The organism is Streptomyces sp. NPDC006544 (genome assembly GCF_040611715.1).
Lineage (GTDB): Bacteria > Actinomycetota > Actinomycetes > Streptomycetales > Streptomycetaceae > Streptomyces.
This window is the reverse complement of sequence record NZ_JBEXOV010000096.1, coordinates 1-26528: the sequence shown is the minus strand read 5'-3', so window position 1 is coordinate 26528 and position 26528 is coordinate 1. Positions and strand designations below refer to the sequence as shown.

Genomic DNA, 26528 nt, shown 5'->3' with positions numbered 1-26528 from the left:
CGCCCCCCCCCCCCCCGGGGGGGGCGCCCCCGGCCGCCGTGCTGTGTCCGCCCGCTGCGGCACCGCCCGCGGATGCCGCTGCTTCGGGCGCGACGCCGCCGGAATCAGCCCGGGAGACTGACGCGAACGCCGCTCCGGCAGTGCGGGGTGCCGTGCGCAGCGACCTCGTGGTGCGCACGGGACCGCATGTCCGGGTGCGGGCGGGGGCGCAGATTCCGCTGCCGGTGGATCTGGGACAGCCGTACGTGTTCGATCACGCGGGGCGTCGGATCTGCCCGGCTCCGGGCGGACTTCCCTCGCTGGAGACGTAGCCCGCCCCGTTCGCCCCGTCCGTCGCCGTGCGCGCGCTGGTCACAGGAAGCGGCGGATGGGCTGCACGGCCAGTTCCCGGGCGCGCTGGAGGGCGGGGCGCCTCTTCCAGCGGCCTTCCTGGATGAGCTCGCTGACGGCGATGTCCTCGTCGAAGTGTCCGTCGAGGACGGCGGTGAACCCCTCGTCGAGGACGGCGAGCATGACCTCCTCGTCGTGGTCGAGGGAGCGGCGGTTGAAGTTGGTCGAGCCGGTCAGTGCGGCGACGCGGTCGACGGTGATGACCTTGGCGTGCATCATCGTCGGCTGGTACTGGTAGATCTTCACCCCGCAGGAGACGAGGTCCGCGTAGTGGTGCTGGCCGGCCAGCTGGCACACGCGTTTGTCGGTGTGGGGGCCCGGGAGCAGGATCTCCACCTCGACCCCGCGCCGGGCGGTGGCGCAGAGCAGCTCGATGAAGTACGTGTCCGGTGAGAAGTAGGCGGTGGCCAGGCGGAAGCGTTCCTCGGCGGACTCCAGCATGACGCGCATCAGGGTCTGCATGTCCTGCCAGCCGAAGCTGGCGGAGCCGCGTACCACCTGGACGATCGCGTCGCCCTGCGGGCGGTGGTCGACGAACCGGTCGCGGTCGTCGAAGAGTTCGTCGTGGCACTCGGCCCAGTTCTGCGCGAACGCCGCGGCGATCCCGTCGACCGCGGGTCCGCGGACCTCGACGTGCGTGTCGCGCCATTCGTTCTCGTTGCGCGCGTTGCCGCACCATTCCTCGGCGATCCCGACGCCGCCGGTGAACGCGGTCTCCTCGTCGACGACCAGGACCTTGCGGTGGCAGCGGTGGTTCTGCTTGAGCGGTGAGAGGTAGAGCGGTTTGCGGAACCAGGCCACCTTCACTCCGGCCTGCTCCATCTCGTCCAGCAGTTCCCTCTCTATCAGGCGGCTGCCGAAGCCGTCCAGGAGCAGCCGGACCCGCACACCGGCGCGGGCCCGCTCGGCGAGTGCCTGCGCGAAGTCGCGGGCGATGTCGCCCTTCCAGTACACGAACGTCATCATGTCCACCGTGTGCTGAGCACGGTGGATCCCGGCCAGCATCGCGGCGAAGATCTCGTCCCCGTTGCGCAACGGGGTGAGCGCGTTGCCTTCGGTCGCCGCGATCCCGATCAGTCGTTCCAGGCGGCGCCGCAGCCGTGCCACCCGGACCTCGGACGACGGCACCCGCGGTGGCTGAGGGGCCTGCGCGGTCGACCCGGTCGGCTCTTGGGTGCTGGTCATGACGTCTCCTGGCCGGAACACGAGAGGGAAAGTGACAGGTGCCCCGGGCCCGGTCCGGGACGAACTGAGGAGCGAGCCGACTGTACCGGGCCACGATCCACGGGGCCGACCCCGGGCAGGCGGGCGGACCCCATGACGTGCCGGGCGCCGCCCGCCGCCCGGGGAGCGGCCGGCGCGTACCCCGCCCGGGCCGCGACGGTCTTCGTGTGGCCGGCGCGGACGACGCCGACCACACGGATGGGCGCGGACCCTCAGCCCTGGCAGAGGCCTCGGGTGTAGTCGTACGTCGCCGTGGCCCGGGAGTACCGCCACTGCGGGTCCAGCAGGTCGCTCTTCAGCTGTCCGGCCGCGGCCGGGCTCTCGACGACGTACCCGAAGTCCTGGAGCCAGGACGGGTACAGGTTCTTGGATCCGATGTAGAAGGCCGATCCGTCGACCGAGACGAGCTTGTGGTGCTGGGCGTAGGGCTTGCCGTCCGCCCAGGTCGGCTGGTCGGAAGCGCGGAACGTCGCCAGCTGGAGGTTCTCGCACAGGGCCGTCCGTGCCCGGGCGCCGTCACCGGTCAGGGCCGTGAGCCGGCCGCGCAGGGCGTCGCTCACTTCGGTGAGCGACTTGATCTGCGAGTAGCCGCCGCTGCCGATCGTGCCGCGGTTGGCCGGGTCACTCACCACGATGCGGACCTTCACGCCGGAGGCGAGCTTCGTGGCGAGGGCGTCGTAGAGGCGTACGTCGTAGCGGGGCAGCGGCGGGCAGGTGGCGTGCACGTCCTGCTGGGAGATCTCGACGTGTGAGGTGGCGCTGGAGACCAGGGCGCGCAGGGCGCTCTCCTCCGGGTTGACGGTGTCGTAGTCCCGGTCGGCGTTGGTGTTGTCGTGGACCGCGATCCCGCACTTGGTGTCGCCGGCCGTCGGCAGGACGGGGCGGAAGGAGGAGGTGGGGTCGCTCTGCCGGATGCCCACGCCGAGCCCGCCGACGGCGAGCGCGGGCACGTTCCCCCCGTCCTGCGGGGAGGCGGGCCGGGGCAGGGAGGGCATGCAGTCCGCGCCGGGGGACGCGGCGAACCAGACCTCGCTCCAGTTGTTCTTGTGGTGACAGGTCCAGTCCCACAAGGAGTCCAGGTAGCGGCCCGCGGAGCCCGCGGCGGGCCCGGACAGCGCGAGGTCGACGTCGCTCACCGGGTGGGAGGTCTCGAGGTAGTCGTCCTTCCAGCTGTTGATGCCGCCGGTGATCACCGAACTGCCGTCCACCACGACCAGTTTGGAGTGGTTCCACGAGAAGGAGGTCTTCGAGGTGGTCATCGAGGCCACGTTGAGGGTGATGTTGCCCGCGGCGGCCGGGCCGAGCTTCGCGAGGACCTCGTCACGGTAGGCCGAGGGGATCACCGTGGAGTGGTAGACGGGCGCGGCGCCCACCATGATGCGCACCTTCAGCCGGTTGCCCTTCTCGGCGGATTCCCTGAGGCCCGCGATGATCGCCTCCTGGTAGCCGCCGTTGGGGAAGGGTGCCAGCGTGGATATGTCCACCGTTTCCCGGGCGGCGGCGAGGTCCTGGCGCATCTTCTCCAGGAGACGGCGCGATCCGGGCCGGTCGGCGCACGCGGCATCGCCCCAGCAGCCGGGTGTCTGGAGCAGCCAGTCGGCGCCCCCGGGGCGGGACGAGCCGAGCCGGTTGCCGGAGGTGCGCTCCCAGACCGAGCCCTCCAGCCCCGGCGAGACCTGGCGCAGGGCCTGCTCGACCGCGTCCAGGTGCGGTGTCGGGGCATCCGCGGCGGACGCGGGGGCGGCGGTGAGGAGGGAGAGGCCGAGCGCGAGGGCCGATGCGGAGACGAGGGCCGTCGTGCGGACGGTGCGTGCCAATGTGGTTCCTTGACTGAGGGGGTGGCCGTGGCCGGGAGCGTGGCCGGCCACGGCTCCCGACCTTGATCAACTCCGGCAAGTTACCAGTTGGTAGCCACCCGTTCACCCGCCTCGGGCGAGTTCCGGCCACACGGAGCCGGGCTGGTCGCCGAGCGCATCGAGCTGTCGGCGCAGCCGTCGGCGAACCGGAAGTCCGGCGCGGGGAAGGGGCGCGCTTCCGCGCGGCGCAGTACGGCCACGATCGAGGCAGCGGTGCGCATACGGGTCTCTCCCGGCAGCCGGCCGTTCCCTTACACCCGGTGCCCGGCAGGGGTCGTCGACTTCGCGCGCTCAACGCCGTACCCGACGCGGTCTCGGCCCTGTTCATTGGGATGGGGCGCGGTCGCCGCCGCGGTGCTGACCGCACGGCGACGAACAGGACCGCACCCGCGACGCCGAGCGCGACGGCCAGGGCGACGGGAGGCTCATCTCCCTGGTGGGGAGGAGGGGCCGGTGGGGTCGTCACACGTCAGACGTCACGCATCAGGCTTCGGTAGGCGGCGCGGGCAGCGGTGACGCGGCCGATGACGGTTCCGGTGGTCGCCGCCACCAGAAGACACCCGAGACGCCCCAGGTCGTAACCCGTCGCCCACGTGAGTTCGCCCATGGGCGGCGTGGCGAAGCCGTTGAGGATCAGCCAGCAGACCAGGGCCGTGCCGGGCGCCGCGCCAATCCCGGCTCCCGTGCTCAGTGCGGCGACGAGGCCGCACAGCACCAGCAGGTCGACGGTGGGACTCCCCTGCCCGTCGAGGTAGTTCAGGACCGTGACCAGGACGAGCGCCGTCACGCCCGCGACGGCCCACACGGAAGGGGCCGCGACCGGGCTCGGCACGGGCCTGGCACCGGAACTGACTAGCCGCCACTGCACCATGCGATCGCCTCCGCCCTCCGTCCCCGCCGCGGGGAACTCGGACATGATGCCCCACGCAGGGACGACGGAGACCGGGATCCCGGATCTGCCGGCCGCACATCGGGCGTCACGACCGGGACGCCCCTCCTCACAAGTGTGGCGTGCCGCGGCTGGTCTGCCGTGGCACGCCGTTCAGCTGGTGGCAACGCGCGGTCCTCGCGGGCGCGGTTGCCGCAGGGGGCTAGCGGCCGTGGTGGCGTCCGCGGCGGCCCCAGGACTCGGTGTCGATGACGTTGCCGCGGTTGTCTCGCAGGGTGGCGGTGTCGCGCTCGTCCCAGATCTGGTGGCGGTGGTCCTGGTAGACGTCGCGGTGGGTGTCACGGCCCTGGCCGGTGTGGACCTTGACGCTGGAACGCCCGTCCAGGCGCAGGCTGTTGAAGCGGTAGCGGTTGCCCTGCTTGTCGGTGAGGGTGAAGCCGCGCAGGTTCACGCTGTGGCGGCCGGTGTTCTTCACCTCGACCCATTCGCTGTTCAGGGCGCGGTTGTCGCGCCCGCGGCCGGCGTTCTCGACGTCACCGATGACGATGGAGGAGTACGCGCCCCGGTTGTCACGTCGGTGGTCGTCGGCGGAGGCCGGCACCGCCGCGGCGCCGATCAGGGCGCCGGCGGCCAGGAGGCCGGCGAGGGTGCGGCGAGTGGCGAGAGAAGCAGACATACGGATGACCCCTTCAACAGACGGCCCAGCCGGGCCTGGTGCAGACCGGGCGGGCTTCGAACAGTTCCCGGCGTCCTGCCGAGGAGCCACACTCTGGCCCCAACTCCTGCACGAAAGCAACGAAGACGGGCCGTGTTGCCCAAGACGGATATATCCGTAACCCTCCGTTGTAGGGGGCACACGTCAAGCCCGCATTGACGTGTGCGCGCCGCAGATGCGGTCCGCGGCCAGGAGGCCCAACGGTTGCGGTGCCCCGCCCCACCGGCGCCCGGAGTCCCTCCGGCTCCCCGCCTGTGCGCCGAACGGGTTCAAGGCCGCGTAACGGGCGCGCACGTCGCGCTCTGGAACATGCGCGCGTGAAGGGCTCTGGTGTACGAATGTCCGCTCCTCCGCCCGCCCGCCCGACACGCGCGAGGACCCCCCTACGCAGGAGGGCGGGCCGGGAGGGCAAACCCTCCGAAGAGGTCGTCCACGGCGCGCCGGGTCGCACGGGCGGGGGTCGCGCGGATCGCCAGGTCCCGGGCGGCGACGGCCAGGGGATGGGAGAGGGACGCGACGCGGCCCGCGCGGCGGGAGCGGACCCGCAGGACGTCGGTGCGGGTCAGACGCGCCCGGGTGTACGCGGCCAGCGCGGCGGGCACACCGGCCCGGTCCGCCCGCTCCAGGAGGTGGGCCAGGACCACGGCGTCCTCGATGGCCTGGCAGCCCCCCTGCCCCAGGTTGGGGGTCATGGCGTGCGCGGCGTCGCCGATCCAGCCGATGCGGCCGTCATGGAGGCGCGGGAGCGGGGCGGCCAGGTCGTACAGGTCGTGCTGGAGCACCGCCGCCGGGTCGATTCCGTCCAGGAGGGCGGGGATCGGGTCGTGCCAGGCGCCGTAGCGGCGCAGGAGTTCGGCACGGACGTCAGCGGGCCGGTATCCCCGGGGGACGACGGCGGTGGCGTAGAGGTAGACCCTGCCGTCGGCGAGCGGGACCGTCCCGAAGCGCTCACCGCGCCCCCAGGTCTCGCAGGCCTCGGTCACCGCCCCGCCCGGCAGCACGGTGCGCCAGGCGGTCTCCCCGCTGTGGTGCAGGCCCGGGTGGTCCGGGAAGTGCCGGCGGCGCAGGGTGCTGTGGATGCCGTCGGCGGCGACGACGACATCGGCCCCGAGGTCGCCGGCGCAGGTACGGACCACGGCGCGTCCGCGGGTCTCCTCGACGGCGGTGACGGCGCTCCCGTACACGAGCGCGCCTTCGGGTAGCGCCGCGGCCAACGAGGCGGCGAGGGTCGAACGGTGCAGGGCGAGCGGCGGCCGGCCGTAGCGGGCCGCCGCGGCGGCGGTGGCCGCGCGGGTGAGCCGGCGGCCGTCCGGGCGGCGCAGGCCGCCGATGGCCGCGGGGACGGCCGCGCCGGCCGCGTCGGCGAGATCGAAGCCGATGGTTTCCAGGGCGTGCAGGGCATTGGGAGCGAGGACGATGCCCGCCCCGAGGACGGCGGGCCCGTCCGCCCGCTCGCACACGGTCACCCTCCAGCCCCGGCGGTGGAGGGCCAGGGCTGCGGTGAGCCCTCCGATCCCGCCACCCACCACGACCGCATGACGCGCAAGCTCCGGCATGTCACGGCTCCCCTCTCGCCCGAAACCTCTACAGCCGTAGAGGCCCCATGGGCTCACTCTACAGCTGTAGAGTGAGCCCATGTCCACCCCCCAGTCGGCTCCTGCCGCGCCTGACCGCAGAACGCTGATCGCGGACACGGCGATCGATCTCGTGGCCGGCGTCGGCTTGCGGGGACTCACCCACCGCGCGGTCGACGGCGCGGCGGCGCTGCCCCCCGGAAGCACCTCGTACTACTTCCGCACGCGGACGGCGCTGATCGGTGCCTGCTACCGCAGACTGGCCGAGCTGGACCTCGAGGACCTCGGCGAGGCCCCGGCGCCGGCCTCCGACCGCGACGCGGTGGCAGCGGCGATCGGCGCCCTGCTGCACCGGTGGCTGACCGCCGGCCGGGCGCGCCAGCTCGCCCGCTTCGAGCTGAGCCTGGAGGCCGCGCGGAGTCCGGAACTGGGGGCAGCGCTCCATCAGGCGGGCCTCGGGTCCCGGGCCCGCGCGGCCGCCGTCCTCTCGGCCCTCGGCGCGGAGCGCCCGCAGGAGTCCGCCGAACTGATGGTCGCCTGGACGGACGGCCTCCTCTACGACCGTCTCGCGGGCGCCCTCGCCCGCTCCCGGCCGTCTCCGGACCCGGCCGAACTGACCGCTACGGTCCGCCGCATGCTCGACGCCGCCTTGGCTGGCGGCTAGTGCCGCGTCAGCACCGCGAGCGGGACCGGCTGAGACGGGGCCGGGGCGGGGAACCGCGCGCCGTTCGGACGGCCAAAGGGCGCAATCAGTGACAAAGTCATCGGGAGCGCCCCTCCTTCGTCCACTCCCCCGGTGAGGAACGATGTCGCCACTGATCCCGCAGGACCCCGGCTCGCTGAAAGCGCTCCTCGCGCGCGAGGTGGCCGCCCTGCGCAAGGCCGCCGTCGACGCGGCGGGAGTGCGGCTGGTCGACGGCGCGTCCGCTCTGGCGGAGGGTCCGCCGCAGACGTGTGCGTGCGGTGGCGGTGACGGCCCCGGGCACGCTTGCGGTGACGGAGCGGAAGGCCGCGACCCGTGGGCCTGCGTATGCGCCACGCTCCCCGCCATCCCGGTGTCCGCGGCACTGCTCGCGCCCGTACGCGACGACGCCGGACGGACGGTGGACTTCACCGTCAGGGCGGGCAATCACGTCCGGCCGGCCCGGTGGCTGGACTCCCCCGACCGCCACGTGGGCAGCAACCTGCGGGACGTCCAGCCGGGCGCCGCCGCCGGAGGCCTCGTCGACGAGCTCGCGGCGGTGCTCCGCACGGGTCGCGCCCTGAAGGCGCTGGCCGTGGACTACACCGAGCACCGCGGGGACGGCCTGCACCGCACGCAGTTGCTCTACGAGGCCGCGTCCTGCGGGGACAACGTGCTGGCGACCTGGCGACCCGCCCACGACCGTGCGGAACTGCTGTCGCGCGACGCGCAGTACATCGCGTCCATGGGCTGGGGCACCTGGGACCTCCTGTCGGGCGACACCATCTGGTCCGAGGGGCTGTGTTCGCTCTTCCGCACCGACGCGGCGCGTCCCCTGTCGCTGCCGGACCTCTGCGATGCCGCCCTGCTGGAGGACGTACCCCGCTTCGCGGAACTGGTGACGAGTCTGCTCGACGGGGAGGAGCCGCCCGGGGTCGACGTCCGTTTCAGCGTGCTCGGCGAAATCCGGACCCTGCACCTGGTGGGCCGTCCCGTGCTCTCCACGGACGGGCGGGTGTGGTCCGTGCACCTCATCGCCCGCGACCTCACGGCGCAGGTCCGCAGCCGGCAGCGGCTCGCCGCGACCCGGCGCCAGTCGGAGCACCTGCGGGAGGAAGCCACGGCCGAGCGGCGGGTGGCCACGGCGCTGAGGGAGGCGTTGATGCCCACCCAGTCGGGGGAGCTCGCCGCGCTCGGCCTGTCCGTGGCGGCCGCCTACGTGCCCGCGGAATCGGAGGCCGCCGTCGGGGGTGACTGGTACAAGTGCCGCCTGCTGCCCGACGGCCGGGGCCTGCTCGCCATCGGTGACGCCTGCGGGCACGGCCTCGGGGCCGTCGCCCGGATGGCGCAGCAGCGCCACGCCCTCGCGGGTCTCGCGCACGCGCCGGGAACCCACGCCGGACAGCTGACCACCTGGCTCAACGAGCTCCTGTGCGGCGACCCGGCCGCCCAGACCGCGACCGGGATCATCGGGCACGTCGACGCCCAGCGCGATTTCCGCTGGGCGTGCGCGGGCCATCCCGCGCCGCTGCTCCTGCGTGACGGCCGGGCGACGGCCCTCGACACCGGCCACCGCGGGCCGCTGTTCGGCATGCTGCCCGGCCACGAGTACGCCACGGCCACCCTGGCACTGCGGCCGGGCGATCTCCTGCTGCTCTACACGGACGGCATGGTCGAGCGGCGCGGGGAGGACATCACCGCGGGCATCGACGGCCTCCTCGCGGAGCTGGTGGCCTGCGACGGGCTCACGGCCCGGCAAGCCCTCGACCGCATCATGGCCGCGTACACGCCGGAGACCCACGAGGACGACACCTGCCTGCTGGCCATCCGGCTGGACTGACCGACCGGACGTCGGCGCCACCCACGCCGCCGCGGCGGCGCCGCCTGCGCGGGCGTCAGTGGCGGCGCCCCGTCACCGGCCCATTCCCACGACGCCCCTCTCAGCCCTTCAGCTCGGCGAGCAGCGCTGCGCAGAAGTCCGGCAGGTCGTCCGGCTTCCGGCTGGTGACGAGCGTGCCGGGGGCCGCCGAGCACACGTGCACGGGCTCGTCCACCCAGTCACCGCCGGCGTTGGTGATGTCCGTGCGCAGACTCGGCCAGGACGTCAGGGTGCGGCCGCGCAGGACGTCGGCCTCGACCAGCGTCCACGGGGCGTGACAGATCGCCGCGACGGGCTTGCCCTGGGCGAAGAAACCGCGCACGAGGGCGACTGCCGCCGTGTTCAGCCGCAGTGCGTCCGGATTGGCCACGCCGCCGGGCAGGACCAGGGCGTCGAAGTCCTCGGCAGCGGCCTCGTCCACGGTCAGGTCGACCGGGAAGGTGTCGGCCTTGTCCAGGTGGTCGAAGGCCTGGACCCGGCCGGGCTCGAGGCTGATCAGTACGGGGTCGCCGCCGGCCCGGGCCACGGCCTGCCACGGCTCGGTCAGCTCGACCTGTTCGATGCCCTCGGTGGCCATCAGGAATGCCACACGCACGATAGATCTCCCTTTGAGTAGAATTTCCGATCTGTGATGGTCTACACCTCTATTGTCCCTTCGAGTGAGAACAAAACCTCTCATTTCCCCTCTTGTGCCGCCTTGGGCGGCCCCGCTGAGACCCCGGCCGGGGCGGACGGTTCGCCCCGGCTCAGTCGGACGCGGTGGCTCCGGTCATCAGATCGATCAGACCCGGCAGCCCGGCCTCGGCCAGGGCGCGGCGCTGGCGGTCGGCGGGTGTGCCCACCTGGAGGAGCCGGTGGACGAGGGCGCTGACTCCCCGGAGGTCACCGGCTTCCTCCAGCGCCGGCGTGATGTGCCGCAGGAGCGCGGACAGCACGTCGCCGCTGCTCTCCGGGAGCCCGGCCGGATTCACCAGGATCCCGTTCAGCCCGTGCCGGGCCGCGTGCCAGGTCGCGGCCTGCACGAGCTCCGGCGCGCTCGCGGCCGGCGGTGCTCCCGCCTTCTCCTCCGCGATCGCGGTGGCGACCAGGGCGCGGACGATGCCGGCCAGCATGACGGCGTCGTCGGCCCGGAGCTGGACGTCCAGGCAGCGCACCTCGATGGTGGGATAGCGGTCGGAGAGCCGGGCCTGCCAGTACACCTGACCGCGGTCGGCGATCACCCCGGACTTCACCAGGCCCTCCAGACGCCGCTCGTAGTCGGCGAGCCCGTCGAAGACCGGCGGCGGGCCGCTCACCGGCCAGCGGCCGAAGACGATGGTGCGCCAGCTGGCGAAGCCGGTGTCCCGGCCGTCCCACAGCGGCGAGTTGGCGGACATGGCCAGCAGCGTCGGCAGCCAGCCGCGGATCCGGTTCAACACGGCGACGCCCGTCTGCGGATCGGGGATCCCGACGTGGACGTGCATCCCGCAGATCAGGTGCTCGTCGACCAGCTGCCGGGCCTCCCCCTCCATCCTCCGGTAGCGCGGCGTCGGGGTCACGGGCACGGGCAGGTCCCCGCGCAGCGGCGCGGCGCCCGTGGCGGCGATCCGGCACCCGTTCGCCTCCGCCGCGGAGACCACCGCATGACGCAGCCGCAACAGGTGGCCCCCGACCTCCTCGAGGTTCCAGCACACGGGGGTGGCCACCTCGATCTGGGCCTGCAACAGCTCGTCCTGTACCTCACCCCGCTCCGCGAAGGGCCCGAGACCGGCGGTCCGGCGCACGTCCTCCACGGCCGGTGTGGGAACGGCGGTGACCGGGTCCACCAGCAAATACTCTTCTTCCACGCCTACTGTGATCACCCCGTGCGACTACCCGGGCAACCCAAGATCACCCCTGACGGTGGGCGGGAACCGCTGGAGGGGGACCCGGGCGCCGGGGCGCCGGGAGCCCGCTGCGGGTCCCGGTCACCCTGTGCGCCGATGCGGGTTCACCGCGGCATGCCGGGCGAGATCGTCGCGGCGTGCGGGGCGAGCCGCGCGATCCGTGTCTCGTGGTCCGCCGCCGTCGAGCCGTGCTCGGTGATCCCGTCCGGCCTGGCGTCGCCGAGATACCACGTGGTGTCCGGGACCGCCGAACCCGGACCCCCGCCCGGGGGACCGTCCACGCGCCCCACCCGCATGTCGTCGCCGTCGCCCCAAGCCCCGGATGGCGACGCGGACTCCGGGTAAGCGCGGAGATGACGCACGTTCAACAACAGGTATGAGGTGAGGACATTGGCAGTCAAGGCAGTGGGCTGGGCGCGCTCGTTTCCGATCGCGGAGGGCGTGCGTGCGGCGCGGCAGTGGACGGCGGGACATCTGACGTCACTGCCGTGGAACCGTTCGGCGCCGGACACCGTGCACTCCGTGCTTCTCTGCGTCTCCGAACTCGTCACCAACGCACACCGCCACGCGCGCGGCACGGCCAACCTGGTACTGACGTGGGACGGCCGCTGCCTCCACGTGAGCGTCTCCGACGCCGATCCACGACTGCCCGGCCCGCGCGGACCCGATGCCGACGCGAACGCCACGTCAGGTCGCGGGCTGGGGATCGTCGACACCCTGGCCGATTCCCTCGACATCCACGCCTGCCACGGCGGCAAGGCGATCACCGCTTGTTTCCGGCCGGCGGGCGGGCCGGACCCGCACGCCGGATGACGGGTGCGACGCGAGGACGTGTACCACGCGGGAGCGGCCAACTCCCTCTCCCCCGAGGCCGGGACGGCGGCTCGTTCCGGGTGGCCCCGCGAGGAGCCGCGCGGCCGGGGGGCGCGAGGTCGCCGCCTTGCGGCCGGCCGACGCGCACGGGTTACCCCGTACGGGGCAACCCGGCACCGCGAACGCCGAAAGGTTCCCGGCAGCGGGTAGACGGTTGCGAGGACGGCAGCGGCCGTCCGGCGGGCTGCGACGCGGAGGAGAGCCATGGACGGGATCGTGCTGCTCAAGGAAGACCACAAGACGGTGGAGAAGCTGTTCAAACAGTTCGAGAAGGCCGGTGACAGCGCGTACGCGGAGAAGCGGAGGATCGCGGACGAGGTGATCGAGGAGCTCACCACCCACACCTGGATCGAGGAAAAGATCTTCTACCCGGCCGCGCGCGAGGCGGCCCCCGACACGAAGGACCACGTCCTGGAGAGCATCGAGGAGCACCACGTCGTGCTGTGGATGCTCTCGGAACTCAAGGACATCGACCCCCAGGACGAGCGTTTCGACGCCAAGATGGCCGTCCTCATGGAGAACGTCCGCCACCACGTCGAGGAAGAAGAGAAGGAGTGGTTCCCCGACGTCCGCAAGGCGATGGGCCGCAACCGCCTCACCGAGATCGGCGAACAGATGGAAGCGGCCAAGAAGAGGGCCCCGGGTGATCCCCTGGCCGTCCCCAGCGCGGACAAGTAGACGCCGCGTACCGAGCTCCGCAGCCCGCGCGCGGCCCGATCGGCGATGTCCGTGAGGCTGTCAGGGCCGGTGCCGAGACGCCCTCCGCGTAGGCGTGGGCGGGCCGGGCGTCCACGCGGCGGTGATCGGCGGTCGGGGGTACCCCGACCGCACAGGGGTCCGGCCGGTACCGGTCCGCCGGCCCCTCCCCTTCCGTCGGAGAGCCTTTGCTCATCCCCTGGCGAGGAGCTCGTCCAGGAGCGTGTCGAGGTCGAGGAACTCCTCCCCCATGCCGATGACGGCGAACGTCTGCTCCAGGAAGCACGTGAGGACGCGGGTATCCACGAACAGCGTGGCGTTCCCTTCCGGCTCCGTGCTCGGGCCGCGCAGGTCGATCCGGAGCTCGTCGGCGCCGGCGTCCGTGTACGGGCTGAAACCGACGTCGCCCTCCCCCACCGGACGCCGGAGTCCCTCGGCGAGCATCTGCCGGTCGAAGTGCCAACGGGCCAGGACATCGGGACCGTCGAAGAACTCCGCCTGTACTGCGTACGGGTCCTCGCCGTCATAGGAGAGGCGGGCGAGAAGGAGCACATGATCCGTCGCCGCTTCGAGGCGGACGACGATCAGAGCAGACACGCAGGACATCGGTGGGCCTCCTGGATGGGCACTGCACGGCTCCCCGCGTCTGCCCAGCCTCGTCCCTCCCACACTGGACCGTTCGAGCGAAGGTCAGGAGAAGCGGGGCCCCATGCCCGGATGCCCTGATGCCCGGATGCCCTGACGTCCTGACGTCCTGACGTCCTGACGTCCAGAGGGCGGGTCCGGCGCAGCCCGTCGCACCGCGGTTCCTCGGCCGCCGAGGCGCCGGCCCCCGCCACGACGACGAGGGGGCGGGGACCGGGGAGGCGGGGGTCAGATCGATCCGACGACCTTGCGCGGGGTGATGCGGACGACGACGCGCTCCGCGTCGTCCTTCGACGCCGGGTTGAAGTCGGCGTAGTCCTTGCCCGTGTACTTCTGAGACAGCGCGTTGATCAGTTCCTGTCCGCCCTCCTGGGTCAGCGTGGCCGAACCGCGGATCTCGGCGTAGGTGTAGGGGGCGTCATGGGGGTTGATCATGACGGTGATCCGCGGGTCGGCGCGCAGGTTCTTCTCCTTGCGGCGGCCTACGGTCGTGGAGACGAGCAGGTCGTCACCGTCCCGGGTGAGCCAGGTGATCGACAGCTGCGGGCTGCCGTCCGGCTGGATCGTGGCCACGGTCGCGAAGACCGGGCTGTCGTCGATGATCTTCTTCAGGTCTTCGGAGAGTTCGGCGGACACGGGGCGGGTTCCTTCCCTCGGCTGACTGCTGTCCCGGTGGCCGACTGCCGTCGGTGGGGATCAGCAACGGACAGCCTGCAAAACACCTCTGCCCCGGGCAAGTCCCGCCATGCCCGTGCCGCGCCGCGCGTCCCGCGACCGGACGCGCCCGATTCCGGGACGGGCCGGGCCCGCTCCACCCGGTCCGTCAGGGCGGGGTCTTCGGACAGTCCACCCGTCCGGCCCAGCCGCACACGGTCCCGCGCGGCGCCGAGCCGACGTCGGTTCTGCCGCGGGAGCTGCCCGGACGCGCACCGCGACGCGCACCGGAGGGTGTCGAAACGATACTGCAGTGGCGTTGGAGTGAACGCCCGTTCCCGGCGGTTGCGTCCCGCCGTTGAAGGGGGCGACGCACCCATGCACCGGCGCGTCCTTCCGTAGATCCTTAGGGGAATCATGCGTATTCGTTCTGCAGTGACCGCCTCCGTCCTCGCCGCCGGCATCCTGCTGGGCGGGGCCGGCGCCGCCCTCGCCAACGACGGTGTCGACATCGACTACTTCTCGGGCGGTCACAAGGCCTTCTCGTCCAACTGCGCCTCCGCGGCCGCCATCCCGGCGCAGTTCGGCCCCGCCTACACCTCCACGTGTGCGAAGGACGGCGAGAAGGAGTGGGTCAAGGGCGCGCACCTCGGCGCCAGCTGAGCGAGTCCGGTCGAGGCCTGCACCGCCGGGGCGGACGGACAACTGCGTCCGCCGCCCCTGCGGCGTTCGCGCGTGCGGGCCGCCGGCGGCCGCGGCGCCGGAGCTCGTCCGGGCTCGGGGTCGCCCGTACCCGCCGGCGGCAGGACGGCTCAGGGCCGGCCCCCGCCCCGACGGATGGACAGGGTCTCCCTGAACACCTGTGTAGAGCGCGGGTTCTGGCCGCACTGCCACACACCGTGCGGGCAGTAGTCGGTGATGCTGTGGTAGAGCGGCCTGTGCTCGCCGATCCATGCCAGCATCTGCCGCATGTACTCGGGGTTGTCGCCGTTGCGGAACAGCCCCCATTCGGGGTACGAGATCGCCTTGCCGTGCGCCCTGGCGAAGTCGACCTGCTGCCGGAGTCCGTAGGGCTGGGTGACCTGCTCGTCGAAGGTGTGACCCGGCGGCTGGTCGTAGGAGTCCATGCCCACGATGTCGACCACGTCGTCACCGGGGTAGCACCTGGTCCAGGCGATGGCGTCACCACCGCGGTTGGGGGCGAAGTCGAAACGGAACCGCTGCCCCTGCGCGGAGCGCATGGCAGCAACGATGCGCCGCCAGTACCTCTTCCAGCTCTCGGGGTCGGGCCGGCACCGGTGGGTGTAGTTGAAGCCGTTCATCTCCCAGCCGAGCACGATCACCGTGTCGGGCACCCCGAGTCCGACCAGCCGCTTTGCCAGCCGCCGGAAGTGGTGGTCGTACTCGCCGTGTGCGCCGGCGCGGAGCAGCTCGGCGACCCGGCCGTCGGGGAAGCCGGCCTCGTTCCGGTCCAGCATGGGGACGTTCAGGACGAAGAGGCGATCGTCCTTCTCCCTGCGCCACCGGGCCCAGCTGCGCAGGGAGTCGGGTGCCCCCTCGATGTTCGTCCAGGTGTCGCCGGGCAGGTAGGTGTGCCCGGCGCGCAGGTCGGTACCCCCGAGCCAGCGCGAGAGCCCCTGCATCCGTTCGACGCCGGGCGAGCCGTAGTGGAGATAGGCGCCCACAGCGACCTCGGTCCCGGCGCTCCTGTCGGGACCCTCTCGCGACGGCGTGGAGCGGGCGCCCCCGGTGACGAGCAGGCCGGCGGCGACCGCGCTCACGCAGGCGCCCGCGATCCAGCGGTTTCGATGGGACATGCCGTCTCCACACGCTTGGCGAACCGATGTGTCTGGCTGCGACGATAGGCATCTCTTCGGACTTACGGCCTGTCCGGTCCGTCGATGCTGGGCCATTCGCGCCGGGCGACCGTCCTCTCCTGGCCCGGCCGGGTGAATCAGGCGGGTTCCAGCATGACGGCCGGCAGCGTGCCGTTCACGATCGGGTCCCACGGCAGCGACAGCCCGAAGAATCTCTCCACGACGCCCAGCGCGACGCGATGCGCTTCCCATCGCCCCCGCTCGGGGTCGAGGTCCGGCAGCCCGGCCGCGGTCAGCAGCTCCTGCAGGCGGGCAGCCGTCTCGGGGTCGCCCTCGACGCCCTGGTAGCCCCACGAGGCGTCCAGGTGCAGATTGCAGGCGCTCAGGACGCGGCCGTCGTGGAAGTACGCGAACTGCGGCGGTACCGGCTTGCCGTTCTCCTCCTCGTACTCCAGCAGGCAGACGTGCGCGCCGCCGCGCGACATCGGGGCCAGCGTGTCGAACTCGCCCTGCCAGCCGCCGTAGGCGACCGCGTACGTCCACTCCCCGGTGCGGCCGAGGCGCAGGCCTATGCCGTCGAGAGGATCGCCGTAGGTGTCGTCCATGAGCTCCAGCAGGGAGTCCGAGGTGTGCTCCCCGACCCGCTCGGCGACGTGGTCCCCGCCGTACACGCTCGCGGCGAGGCGGTCGGCGAGTTCGTCCGGCCAAAGGCCGCGGGCGAGCACCACGTGATAGCCCCCGAAGGCGATGGACCGCGGGGCGGCGAGCCAGGTCGTTCCGTTCGTCATGGCGGCCATCCTGCCCGGCCCCTCTGACAACGAGGGCTCCGAACCCCCTACGCGCCGCCGGTGCCGCCCCCGGTCCGCACCGGCGCGCGCAGCCCGCGGCCGACACGACACGGCGCGGCACGGCACGGCACGAGCTCAGTTCTGCCCGGCGCCATCCTCGTCGTCGAGCCGGTCGACGAGGATGATCGCCACGTCGTCCGCCAGACGGCCCTGCGTGTGGCGGAGCAGAGCCTGGCGCAGGCCCTCCAGGAACGCCGGCCCGCTGTGTCCGCCCATCGTCTTCAAGGCCGCGGGCAGGTCGAAGAAGGTGTTGTCGGCGTCGCGGGCCTCGAGGACCCCGTCCGTGTGCAGCAGCAGCCGGTCCCCCGGTGCGAACGGATACCTGTCCGTCCGCCCGGGAGGACCGGTGATGAACTCCTCGAGACCGAGCGGCGGCAGCGGGCCGGTGGGCATCAGGGTCCGTACCGTGCCGTCGCACAGCAGCAGCGGCGGCGGATGGCCCCGGTTGATCACCTCGACGTCCGGGCCCCCCGGGATCTGGACCACGAGCGCCGTGACGAAGGCCTCCCGCAGAGCGTCGCCGCCGTCGTCCGCCCCCGCGTCCACGATGGCGGCGTCCCGGCGCAGGGCCTCTCCGCAGTGGCGGATGACCTCCACCAGGTCGTCCTCGTAGTGGACGGCCTCCCGGAAGGCGCCGAGCACGACCGCGGCGGCACGTACGGCGGGCAGCCCCTTGCCCCGGACGTCCCCGATGATCATCCGGACCCCGTAGCGCGTCTGGACCGCGTCGTAGAGGTCGCCCCCGATCTGCGCGCCGCTCTCGGCCGCCAGATACATGCTGGCCGCCCGTACGGGGCCCAGCCGGTCCCGTACGGGCCTCAGCAGCACCTCCTGCGCGGCCACGGCGATCCGGCGCAGCTGGTTGAGCTCGTCGTCCCGGCGCATGCGCACGGCGCGGCTCGTGATGAAGCTCGCCACCGACACCAGGAGCAGGGCGAGGAAGTTCGTGTAGACCTGCTGGCCGCCCCAGGCATGGTTGTGGGTGGCGGTGATCACGCTGACGCCGACGGCCACGCCCGCCGCCGCGAGGGTTCCCTTGGGCCCCATGGTCACCGCCGCCAGAGCGGGGGTCGCGACCAGCATGGGGCCGGTGTACACGACGTGCGCGGGCGTGAGCTCGATGCAGAGCACCAGCAGGGCGATCGCGAAGGGCAAACATTCCGCGAGGGCGAAGAGGACGTGGTGGTGTCCGCCGGCTCCCGGCCCCGGTCCCGGGGGCGAGCGCAAGGGCGCTCTCATGAGTACAGACTGCCTCGCCAGGACGTCGGACCGCCACCCGCCGCCCGCCACCCGCCCCTCATGGGGTCACCTTCTCCGGGCGTCGGTCAGGCCGCTGCCCGGGGCCCCAGCCCCTGCTGCCGTCCCTGCGCGTCGGGACCGCCGCACGCCCGGGGAAGGAACACGGGGCCCGCGCGGTCGCCCGTCACGTCGGCGTCCGAGCGGGCCCCGGTCGGGGTCAGCCGGCGGGGACCGTCCACTTCTGCTGGGCGGCCCCGGTGCAGGTCCACAGCTGCAGGCGCGTCCCGTTGGCGGAGTTGCCTCCCGCGACGTCGAGGCACTTGTTCGCCTGCGGGTTCACGATGTCGCGGGCTCCGGAAACCGCCCAGCGCTGGGCGCCGGTCCCGTTGCAGTCGTAGAGCTGGACCGGGGACCCGTCGGCGGTGCCGCCGCTCGCGACGTCGAGGCATTTGCCGAGCGCCCGAACGGTTCCGTCGGAGCCGATGGTCCACCGCTGGGCGCCGGTGCCGTTGCAGTCGTAGAGCTGGACCGGTGTGCCGTTGGCCGGGTTCGCACCGGCCACGTCGACGCACTTGCCGGCGAGCCCGCTGATCTGGCCGGTCCGACCGCCGGGGGCGCTGTCGGACGAGGTGACGCGGACGTGGTCGACCACCAGCTGTTGCGGGAAGGCCGTACTGCCGTCGGGGTCGCCGGGCCAGTAGCCGCCGACCGCGAGGTTGAGGATCAGGAAGAACGGCTTGTTGAAGGCCCAGCTGCGGCCGCCCAGATCGGCGGGGGTCCGCCGCTGGTAGACGACGCCGTCCACGGACCAGCTGACCGAATCGGGGGCCCAGTCGACGGCGAAGGTGTGGAAGGCGTCGGCGAAGGCCTGGCCGCCGGGCAGCGAGTACGCCGCCCCGATGCCCCCGGAGCCGGAGTAGCCCGGACCGTGGAGGGTGCCGTGGATGGTGGACGGTTCGAAGCCGACGTTCTCCATCACGTCGATCTCGCCGGAGCTGGGCCAGCCGACCTGGCCGATGTCGTTGCCGAGCATCCAGAAGGCGGGCCACATGCCCTGGCCCCGCGGCACCTTCAGCCTGGCCTCTACGTGTCCGTACGTCTGGGTGAAGCGTCCCGCGGTGTTCAGGCGGGCCGAGGTGTACTCGCAGCGGCCGTACCAGCAGGCGTAGTCGGCCGGGTTCTCCCGGCGGGCGGTGATGACCAGGTGGCCCTGCCCGTCGAGGGCGGCGTTGCGGTTGCCCGCCGTGTAGTACTGCCGCTCGTGGTTGCTGACGTTGTCACCGGTCTCGATCTGCCATTTTCCGCCGTCGACGGCCGCTCCGGCCGGCCCGTCGAACTCGTCCGCGAAGGTCACGGCCGCGGCGGCCGACCGCGTGGGGGCGGGCTCGGCGGCGCCGGTGGCGGGGGCGGTCAGGCCGCCCCAGCAGACGAGGGCGAGGGCGCTTAAGAGCGCGCGCCGGTGCCAGGTGGGGTGCACGGTCATCACATCGTTTCGGGTGGGGGGACACGGCAGAGGAATATCTAGGCATGCCCATGACAATTCGCCATCAGGCAATGAACGCGGAAGCGGGCCGTCCAGGCCCCTTTGTTCAATACTTGATTCAAGGCGCATGCTACGGCCGCGTCAAGATGCCCGCAGCGACCACTGTGCGTCGTCACCACGCGGCGTACGGCCGGCACGCGCTGCGTGCCGGCCGTACGCGCCGACGTCAGGGCGCCATCTCGTAGGACCCGGCCAGGGCTTCCACCCGCGCCCAGACGCGGGCCGCGCGGTCGGCGTCGACGACCGGGCGGCGGACGGCGCCGAGCGCCCATTCCTGCTGCACGGCGGTGGCGGAGTCCTTGCCGTGGAGCTCGACCGCGTGCGCGGAGAAGTCACGCACGAGGGCGCCGAAGAGTTCGTCGAGCACGTCTTCGTCCAGGTCCGACAGGCGCGCCTGTTCCAGGATGAGCTGACCGTGCACGACGAGCGCGAACAACTGGCCCACGGCCAGGAGGAGATCGAGGTCGCGGCTCTGCGCCTCGTCCGGGGCGGCCGTGGCGACGAACTCGCAGAGGGCGTCCGCCTGCTCGCGGAAGCGGCTCACGTTCGGCACGCCGGCGTACGCGTCGTAGGCGGGGCGCCAGTCGTGGAACCGTACGGAGCCCAGACCGCGGGCGGGGCCCTGGCGGAAGAGGAACGCGTCGTCGGCCGCGTCGAGACGGGTCGGGACGGGCGCGTACGCGGCCGGTTCCAGCAGGTGGTTGCGCATGAACTTGAGGATCAGGGCCAGGTTGACGTGGACCGTGCCCTCCAGCTTCGGCAGCCCGCGGATCTCGATGGCCGCCTGCGCGAAGTAGGTGTCCTTCTCGAAGCCCTTGGCCGCGATGACGTCCCACATCAGGTCGATGACCTTCTCGCCCTCCGTGGTCACCTTCATCTTGGTCATCGGGTTGAACAGCAGGTAGCGGCGGTCGTCGGGGCCGGCGGAGCGGAAGTAGTCGACGGCGCGGTCGCTGAACAGCTTCATTCCGACCAGGCGGACGTAGGCGTCGGTCAGTTCGCGGCGCACGTGCGGGAAGGCGGTGACGGGGCGGCCGTAGAGGATGCGGCCGGTGGCGTGGGTGACCGCCTCGTACATCGCGTGCTCGCAGATGCCGATCGACGCGGTGCAGAGGTTGAACTTGCCGACGTTCACGGTGTTGAGGGCGGCGTCGAAGGCGGCGCGGCCCGTGTGCAGGACGTCGGCGGCGGCGACCGGGTAGTCGGTGAGACGGAACTCGCTGACGTACTTGGAGGAGTCGACGACGTTCTTCACCAGCCCGTACGCGGGGTGGCGGCTGTCGGCCGCGAAGAACACGTAGCCGTCGGGGCCCTCGACGTCGGTCCGGCGGCCGAAGACGGAGACGAGCGCCGCGGCGTTGCCGTTGCCGATGTAGTACTTGGATCCGGTGGCCCGGAAGCCGCCGTCGCCGTCGGGCTCCAGCAGCATGTCGGTCGAGTAGATGTCCGCGCCGTGGGTCTTCTCGGACAAGCCGAACGCGAACACCTCGCCCTCGGAGAGGAGTTCGGCGGCGCGCCCGCGCGCGTCGGCGTTGTCGCTCTGCCAGACGGGGCCGAGGCCGAGGACCGTGACCTGCCACGCGTACCAGTAGTCCAGGCCGTAGAAGCCGAAGATCTCGTTGAGGGCGGCGATCCGCGCGGTGTCCCAGCGCTTGTCCGGCTCGCCCTGGCCGGCGGCGGCGGGGGTCAGGAAGGTGGCGAACAGCCCTTCCTTCGCGGAGAACGCGAGGAAGTCCGCGAGCCAGGCCCGGGAGCGGTAGTCCTCCAGCAGCCTGCGCTTGCCCCGGTCCTCGAACCAGTCGACGGTGGCGCGCAGCAGCCTGCGGGTCTCGGGGTCGAAGTGCGCGGGGTCGTAGGTGCGCGGGTTGAACAGCAGGGAGTCGCTCATGGACGTTCGCCTTCCGGTCGGAGGATGAGGGAGGAGGGAGGATCGGAGAGGTGAGGTGCGCGGGGGCGGGGCGGGGGCGGGGGCGGGGCGGGGGCGTCCCGGGGCACGGCCTCCGTGGGACGCGGGCTCCACCGGGTACGGGCTCGGCCGCGCGCGGGCTCGGCCGCGCGCGTCGGGAGGCCTTCCGGGCAGGAGGTCAGGGCACCACGAGCCGGTGGAGCGTGGCGAGTACGTCCTCCAGCCAGGCGAGCTGCATCCGCTCGTAGGCGATGCCGCCGCGGAGCACCACGTGCTGGAGTTCGCGCCCGGCGTCGTCCTGCGCGCGTGCGTCCGGGCCGGTGAAGTCGCGCAGCTCGCCCGCCAGATAGTGGGTGAGCCGGTCCGCGTGTGACCGGTGGTGCCGCTCCACTTCGAGGATCAGCGCGGCCGGGTCGTCGAAGGCCGCGCCGCGGATCTTCACGGCGAGCTCGTGCCGGACGCTGTCGGGCTGGATCGGCTCGTGGAGCCAGTCGGCGAGCGCGGTCCGGCCGGGCGGGGCGACGGAGTACTCCTTCTTGTCCGGCCTCGCTCGCTGCGCCACTTCGAGGACGTCGACCCAGCCGTCGCCCTCCATGCGTTTGAGCACGCGGTAGATCTGCTGGTGGGTGGCGGTCCAGAAGTATCCGATGGACCGGTCGAACCGGCGGGCCAGCTCATAGCCGGAGCCCGGCTTCTCCAGGAGGGAGACGAGGATCGCGTGCTCGAGTGCCATGCCCCGATCCTTCTATGCAACTCGTTGCATAGACAAGCGCCCTCGACCGGTTGAGACGCGGCTCACGTGGCGCGGGCCCTCGGTGGGGGCCGTCCGGGGTGGTGCGGTTCCGGACGACGGCCCGCGCGTCGAGGAGGGCCCCGGCCGGCCTCGCGCCTGCGCTGCGCCTGCGCCTGCGCCCTGGGCCAGTACCTCGAGACCCTCCAGGGCCGGGGCGGGCTTCAGGACCGGGGCGTGGACACGTGCGTGATGTGGCGCCATCCGACCGCTACCGCCGGGCACCGACGGCGGCACGACGGACAGGGCCCGCGGCGACGTCCTCACCCGGCCGCGGGCGCACGCCTCGTGGTCCTGTCCCCGATCGGCGACGACAGGACCACCGCGGACGTCAGCAGGTGAGGGTGCCCCTGCGCAGGACGTGGCCGCCGGTGTTGCTGTCGTCGGACCAGAAGACGGGCTTGGCGCCGCCGACGCACTCACCGGAACCGGCCACCGAGAAGCCCTCGTTGTTGAGGTTGGCCATGCCGCTCGGACGGTTGTGGACCGTGGTGACGGCGAAGGCGCCGGACGCGGCGACCCGCATGGTCCGGTGCTGCCCGTCGCACGTGTCGTCGCAGACGACCCACAGACGGGAGGCCTGCGGCTCCCACTGCAGCTCCATGACACCGGCCATGCCGCTGTTGACGTCCGCGACACGGGTGAAGGCGCCCGAGTCCTGCAGGACGTAGCCGTGGAGCATCCCGGTGCCCTCGACGCCGACGAAGAACACCCCGCCGGTATGCGCACCGTAGCGGCTCGGGTCGTACCCCGCACCGGTCGAGGCGTCCTTGAAGCCGGCCCCGGTCAGGTAGGAGTCGGGGACCCAGGTGACCGCCTCGAGACCGAGGTTGGAACCCACGGACGGCAGGTCAGCGGTCAGGTTCCACTCCTTCGTGGCGGTCAGCGTGGACGTCGTCCCGCTGACGTCGTACCGCAGGACGGACAGCCGGCTGGTGCCCGAGGAACCGCTGTTGCGCTCGCTCGCGACGAAGACGCCGCCCGCGCCACCGGCGCCGGTGAGCGTGACGCCCTCGGAGTCGGGGCTGCCGGAGCCGCCGCCCGGGAAGCGCAGCGTCTTGCCGGAGGACCAGCCGTTGGCCGTGTCCGGAGTCCACCCGCCGGAGCCGTTCGGGAGCAGGCGCCACAGCTTCCCGGAGTTCTGTGCGGCCCACATCACGCCGCCCTCCTGGTAGAGCCCGCTGACGTCCTCGCCGAAGGCGTTCGACGCGTCGGCCGTGGCCACCGAGCCGCTGCCCGGCCAGGCGACCGGCGTGGTGCCCCCGCCCGGGGAACCGCAGTCGTTCGGGGCGCCGAGCGTCACCTTGGCCGCCTTGAACGTGCCCGTTCCGTCGGTACAGCGCGACCAGGAGGGGGCGGAGTGCTCGCTCCAGGTGAAGCTGTCGGCCAGGGTGGTGCCGTTCGGCAGGTAGAGGCGCGCCTTGTCCGCGGAGCCCAGTCCGAAGGAGCCGTGCACGTCGAAGGCGCGGAACGCCCCTGGGGCCAGTGTGGTGCCGGAGGCGATCTTGTACTTCGAGCTGCTGCTCGAGTCCTTGAGGATCCAGCCCGATATGTCGACGGGGGCGGTGCCCTTGTTGTACAGCTCGATCGAGTCGTCCACGTCCCCCGTGGTCACCACTTCGTTGATGCGGATGTCGTCGGCCGGAGCGGCCTGGGCGGGGGCGGCCGCCAGGGTGCCGACGGCCAGGGCCGGTACGACGACGAGGGCCAGGCCCAGGGCGAGTCGGCGGGGGTGGTGGCGGGCGGGCGATTCGGTCACGGTGTCTTCCCGGGGTCGTTGGAGCACGGCGGCACGAGGGTCTCCCCACAGGCCGAATGGGCGCCCCCCGGCAGGGTGGTGTCCGGGTGAACGCCGGCCGAACTGTGCAGGTGGCCGACCGCGGGCACGGCTCGCCCGGTACGCGACGGCCCGCCACCGGGCGGGCCGACGCCGCGGGAAGGAACCGGCGACCGGCCTCCGACTTCTCGCACGCCGCCTGCCCCTCCCCCGCCACGCTGGTCATCGGAACCACCGGCAGCACCGGCCGGCGCGTCACGGCCAGGCTCGACGCCGCGGGCGGCCGCGTCAAGACCGCGGGCGGAAGCGCCACTCCGGTACGGGGGCACAGGCCGTCCGCCTCGGCCCCCTCCGGCACGCCGTACGGGAAGCGCGGGACGCAGCCGGTTCGTCACCGCGCCGGCGGGCACGGGACCTCCTCGACGCCGCGCGGCGCTTCACGAGCGAAGACCGGAACCTGATGGCAGCGGCGGAGGAGGACGCCGGGAGCAACAGCCCCCAGCAGGCCGAGCGCTACGGCCGGGGGCACGAAAGCCTCCGCGCGGAACGCGAGCAAGTACCGGGCCTCGAACAGGATTTCACCGCCCCCGCCCTGCCGGCCACCCTCCGCGCCGACCTCGTGGTGCGGCTGCAGAACGAGAAGGTGGCGCCCGAGGCCCTGGGCTCCTCCTTCGCGACCCCAGTCCACCGCGTCCTCGGTGACGACCGAGGACGCGGTGGCGGCGGAGGTTCCTACTGGGGGGACAGTGTGCAGGCGGCCACCGCGGTCCCGTGGGTGACACCGCCCGCGGTCAGACCGGACACGCACGTGGCCTGGGCACCGGTCTCCCCGTTGCCACACGCCGTCCGGACCGCTTCCGGTGCCTCGCCGCCCTTCAGCTCCCGTTCGACTCGGTTGATGCAGGCGCTGACGTCCGCGTGGGCGGCGGGGGCCGTGAGGGCCGCGCCTCCCACGGCGAGGGCCAGGCCGGTGAGGACGCTTGCGAAACGGGTCGACGGTCGCATGGGACGTACCTGCTCTCCAGGATCGCCGCGCGGCCCGGTACCCCTGCGGTGCGGAGCCACGCGGCAACGGCGCCGAGCACGCGCGGCCGGATCACGGCCGCGGGGTCCGCGTTCCCCGTATCGGACCGGCTCGGCAGGGCATCCCTCCCTCGTTCGACGCTAGAGCAGCCCCCTGCCCCACGCACCCGCTGGACGCTCCGCCCGGTCGTCCCGCGAGGGTGCGGGCTCCGCCCGGCGCGGCGTGAGCCCCTCACCCCGTTCCGGGACCCGACCAGCGGCGAGGCGCGCCGTCCGCGACCGCCCGCGTACGGGACACCGCCGGCTCCCGTCGGCCGACCGCCGGCCCACCGCGCGCACGATCCCGCTCGCGGTCACGCGCGCGGCTCGCGCCCGACCCGGCTCCGCGCGGTCCACGTGCGGAGCGGCCGTGCGGGAACGTGCTTAGGCTGGAAGAGGGTCGCGGGGCGAGCAGCGGACCGACGGGCCCGCCGCCGCGTTCCGGACACGGCACGGATGAGGTGACGGCATGGGCACGGCCGTGAAGCGCGCGGGGGTGCGCTCGGGTGAACGGATCACCGCGATCGCCACGGCCTTCGGCGTCGCGGCCGCCTCGTGCCTGCTCTGCGGATACACCGGTTCCGATGCGGGGACGCCACGCACGACGGCCGTTCCGGTCGCTGCCCGCGCGCACGACGCCTCCTGCCAGACCTCGCCGCCGGACAGCTTCTGGCGCGCACCGGTGGACACGCTTCCCGTGCATCCGGACTCCGCCCGGTACGTCGCCTCGATCGGTTCCACGCAGCCCCTGCACCCGGACTTCGGCTCGGGACTCACCGAGGGGCAGCCCTTCGGCATTCCCGTCACCGCCTCGGACGCGAGGACGCCGGAGTCGAAGGTCTCCTTCGACTACGCCGGGGAGAGCGACCCGTCCGGGTACCGCATTCCCCAGGACGCCAAGATCGAGAACGGTCCGGCGAGCGACGGGGACCGGCACGTCATCGTCTGGAACCGCGACCTGTGCACGTCCTCCGAGCTCTGGGACGCCAGGCCGCAGGGCGGCAACGCCTGGCACGCCGGATCGGGCGCCGTCTTCGATCTGCGGAGCAACGCGCTGCGGCCCGACGGGTGGACGTCCGCCGACGCCGCCGGCCTTGCCGTCCTGCCCGGTCTGGTGCGCTACGACGAGGCGGCAGCCGGGCACGTCGACCACGCGATCCGCATCACCGTGCCCCGGTCGGACCGGAGCTACGTCTGGCCGGCCAGGCACCAGGCCGGCTCCGCGGCGGACGACTCGCTTCCTCCCATGGGGCTGCGGCTGCGGCTCAAGAGCTCGGTGGACACCTCGCACCTGGCCCCGCAGGCCAAGGCCGTGGCCGAGGCGCTCAAGAAGTACGGCGCCATCGTCGCGGACAACGGCTCGGCCTGGTACCTCTCCGGGGAGGAGAACTCCGGCTGGGACAACGCCCAGCTGGACGGGCTCAAGGACTTCAAGGGATCGGACTTCGAGGCGGTCGACGCGTCCGGGCTCCAGCAGTCGCCGGACTCGGGAGCCGTCGCCCCGGGGTAGGCGCGCGGGCCCGGACCTCCGCGGCGCACGGGCGTCGGGAAGGTGCCGGACCCTCGGTCGCCGGCCGATGCGTGCGGCCGGCCCGGAGTTCCCC

General features: G+C 72.6%; 23 protein-coding genes and 3 pseudogenes. 7 read left to right on the top strand and 19 right to left on the bottom strand.

Annotation, left to right across the window (positions count from 1 at the left end; genetic code table 11):
- Positions 1-161 precede the first annotated feature (161 nt).
- Positions 162-311, top strand: a pseudogene (locus ABZY44_RS30970) (sugar ABC transporter ATP-binding protein); the annotation flags it as partial.
- A 40-nt stretch (positions 312-351) separates the two neighbouring features.
- Here ABZY44_RS30970 and ABZY44_RS30965 read toward each other — a convergent pair.
- The 6 genes and pseudogenes from ABZY44_RS30965 to ABZY44_RS30940 all read right to left on the bottom strand — a co-directional run bounded on the left by ABZY44_RS30965 (position 352) and on the right by ABZY44_RS30940 (position 6630).
- The gene (locus tag ABZY44_RS30965) at positions 352-1575 is read right to left on the bottom strand and encodes a phospholipase D-like domain-containing protein (protein ID WP_356659608.1); all 1224 of its coding nucleotides are present in this window, start codon (positions 1573-1575) and stop codon (positions 352-354) included.
- 251 nt (positions 1576-1826) lie between these two features.
- The gene (locus ABZY44_RS30960; RefSeq protein WP_356659606.1) at positions 1827-3431 is read right to left on the bottom strand and encodes a phospholipase; all 1605 of its coding nucleotides are present in this window, start codon (positions 3429-3431) and stop codon (positions 1827-1829) included.
- A 173-nt stretch (positions 3432-3604) separates the two neighbouring features.
- Positions 3605-3718: pseudogene (locus ABZY44_RS30955) on the bottom strand (potassium transporter TrkA); the annotation flags it as partial.
- A 221-nt stretch (positions 3719-3939) separates the two neighbouring features.
- On the bottom strand, positions 3940-4302 hold the full coding sequence (locus tag ABZY44_RS30950; protein WP_356659604.1) for a DUF4118 domain-containing protein: 363 nt from the start codon (positions 4300-4302) through the stop codon (positions 3940-3942).
- A 259-nt stretch (positions 4303-4561) separates the two neighbouring features.
- Complete coding sequence (locus ABZY44_RS30945; RefSeq protein ID WP_356659602.1) at positions 4562-5035, bottom strand: lamin tail domain-containing protein; 474 nt, start codon at positions 5033-5035, stop codon at positions 4562-4564.
- A 422-nt stretch (positions 5036-5457) separates the two neighbouring features.
- Complete coding sequence (locus tag ABZY44_RS30940) at positions 5458-6630, bottom strand: FAD-dependent oxidoreductase (protein WP_356659600.1); 1173 nt, start codon at positions 6628-6630, stop codon at positions 5458-5460.
- 79 nt (positions 6631-6709) lie between these two features.
- Between ABZY44_RS30940 and ABZY44_RS30935 the strand changes: the two genes are divergently transcribed.
- Together ABZY44_RS30935 and ABZY44_RS30930 are read left to right on the top strand one after the other, a co-directional pair.
- Positions 6710-7312, top strand: coding sequence for a TetR family transcriptional regulator (locus ABZY44_RS30935; RefSeq protein ID WP_356659598.1), 603 nt, complete (start codon positions 6710-6712; stop codon positions 7310-7312).
- Between the two features lie 142 nt (positions 7313-7454).
- Positions 7455-9170 (top strand): PP2C family protein-serine/threonine phosphatase, encoded by a 1716-nt coding sequence (locus ABZY44_RS30930; RefSeq protein WP_356659596.1) that lies wholly within the window; start codon positions 7455-7457, stop codon positions 9168-9170.
- Between the two features lie 100 nt (positions 9171-9270).
- Here ABZY44_RS30930 and ABZY44_RS30925 read toward each other — a convergent pair whose 3' ends face one another.
- The 3 genes from ABZY44_RS30925 to ABZY44_RS30915 all read right to left on the bottom strand — a co-directional run bounded on the left by ABZY44_RS30925 (position 9271) and on the right by ABZY44_RS30915 (position 11355).
- On the bottom strand, positions 9271-9804 hold the full coding sequence (locus ABZY44_RS30925) for a type 1 glutamine amidotransferase domain-containing protein (protein WP_356659594.1): 534 nt from the start codon (positions 9802-9804) through the stop codon (positions 9271-9273).
- A 151-nt stretch (positions 9805-9955) separates the two neighbouring features.
- A complete protein-coding gene (locus tag ABZY44_RS30920; protein ID WP_356659592.1) occupies positions 9956-11050 on the bottom strand; it encodes a glutamate--cysteine ligase in 1095 nt (364 codons plus the stop codon).
- A 128-nt stretch (positions 11051-11178) separates the two neighbouring features.
- On the bottom strand, positions 11179-11355 hold the full coding sequence (locus tag ABZY44_RS30915) for a hypothetical protein (protein ID WP_356659590.1): 177 nt from the start codon (positions 11353-11355) through the stop codon (positions 11179-11181).
- Positions 11356-11455: 100 nt separating this feature from the next.
- On the opposite strand from ABZY44_RS30915, the gene ABZY44_RS30910 reads away from it, so the two are divergent.
- Both ABZY44_RS30910 and ABZY44_RS30905 read left to right on the top strand, forming a co-directional pair.
- Positions 11456-11887, top strand: a complete 432-nt coding sequence (locus ABZY44_RS30910) for an ATP-binding protein (RefSeq protein ID WP_356659588.1) — start codon at positions 11456-11458, stop codon at positions 11885-11887.
- A gap of 264 nt (positions 11888-12151) precedes the next feature.
- The gene (locus tag ABZY44_RS30905; protein ID WP_356659586.1) at positions 12152-12625 is read left to right on the top strand and encodes a hemerythrin domain-containing protein; all 474 of its coding nucleotides are present in this window, start codon (positions 12152-12154) and stop codon (positions 12623-12625) included.
- Between the two features lie 210 nt (positions 12626-12835).
- Here ABZY44_RS30905 and ABZY44_RS30900 read toward each other — a convergent pair whose 3' ends face one another.
- Both ABZY44_RS30900 and ABZY44_RS30895 read right to left on the bottom strand, forming a co-directional pair.
- The gene (locus tag ABZY44_RS30900; protein ID WP_356659584.1) at positions 12836-13249 is read right to left on the bottom strand and encodes an SsgA family sporulation/cell division regulator; all 414 of its coding nucleotides are present in this window, start codon (positions 13247-13249) and stop codon (positions 12836-12838) included.
- A 267-nt stretch (positions 13250-13516) separates the two neighbouring features.
- A complete protein-coding gene (locus ABZY44_RS30895; protein WP_356659582.1) occupies positions 13517-13924 on the bottom strand; it encodes a PPOX class F420-dependent oxidoreductase in 408 nt (135 codons plus the stop codon).
- 435 nt (positions 13925-14359) lie between these two features.
- Here ABZY44_RS30895 and ABZY44_RS30890 point away from each other — a divergent pair, with 435 nt between their 5' ends.
- Positions 14360-14605 (top strand): hypothetical protein, encoded by a 246-nt coding sequence (locus ABZY44_RS30890; protein ID WP_356659580.1) that lies wholly within the window; start codon positions 14360-14362, stop codon positions 14603-14605.
- 188 nt (positions 14606-14793) lie between these two features.
- On the opposite strand, the pseudogene ABZY44_RS30885 reads toward ABZY44_RS30890, so the two are convergent.
- The 8 genes and pseudogenes from ABZY44_RS30885 to ABZY44_RS30850 all read right to left on the bottom strand — a co-directional run.
- Positions 14794-15759: pseudogene (locus ABZY44_RS30885) on the bottom strand (glycosyl hydrolase); the annotation flags it as partial.
- Between the two features lie 137 nt (positions 15760-15896).
- Positions 15897-16547 carry a DUF6461 domain-containing protein gene (locus ABZY44_RS30880; protein ID WP_356659578.1) on the bottom strand — a complete coding sequence of 217 codons (651 nt, stop codon included), beginning with the start codon at positions 16545-16547 and terminating at the stop codon, positions 15897-15899.
- A 135-nt stretch (positions 16548-16682) separates the two neighbouring features.
- Positions 16683-17846 (bottom strand): PP2C family protein-serine/threonine phosphatase, encoded by a 1164-nt coding sequence (locus ABZY44_RS30875; RefSeq protein ID WP_356659576.1) that lies wholly within the window; start codon positions 17844-17846, stop codon positions 16683-16685.
- A 217-nt stretch (positions 17847-18063) separates the two neighbouring features.
- Positions 18064-19329, bottom strand: coding sequence for an RICIN domain-containing protein (locus tag ABZY44_RS30870; protein ID WP_356659574.1), 1266 nt, complete (start codon positions 19327-19329; stop codon positions 18064-18066).
- Positions 19330-19555: 226 nt separating this feature from the next.
- Positions 19556-21277: an acyl-CoA dehydrogenase family protein gene (locus tag ABZY44_RS30865; protein ID WP_356659572.1), complete on the bottom strand. Its 1722-nt coding sequence runs from the start codon at positions 21275-21277 to the stop codon at positions 19556-19558.
- Positions 21278-21473: 196 nt separating this feature from the next.
- Entirely contained in the window at positions 21474-22028 is a 555-nt protein-coding gene (locus tag ABZY44_RS30860; RefSeq protein WP_356659570.1) for a PadR family transcriptional regulator, read from the bottom strand.
- Positions 22029-22416: 388 nt separating this feature from the next.
- Entirely contained in the window at positions 22417-23844 is a 1428-nt protein-coding gene (locus tag ABZY44_RS30855) for a lamin tail domain-containing protein (protein WP_356659568.1), read from the bottom strand.
- A 750-nt stretch (positions 23845-24594) separates the two neighbouring features.
- Positions 24595-24867 (bottom strand): hypothetical protein, encoded by a 273-nt coding sequence (locus ABZY44_RS30850; protein WP_356659566.1) that lies wholly within the window; start codon positions 24865-24867, stop codon positions 24595-24597.
- A 526-nt stretch (positions 24868-25393) separates the two neighbouring features.
- Between ABZY44_RS30850 and ABZY44_RS30845 the strand changes: the two genes are divergently transcribed.
- Positions 25394-26434, top strand: a complete 1041-nt coding sequence (locus ABZY44_RS30845) for a hypothetical protein (RefSeq protein ID WP_356659564.1) — start codon at positions 25394-25396, stop codon at positions 26432-26434.
- Positions 26435-26528: the final 94 nt, after the last annotated feature.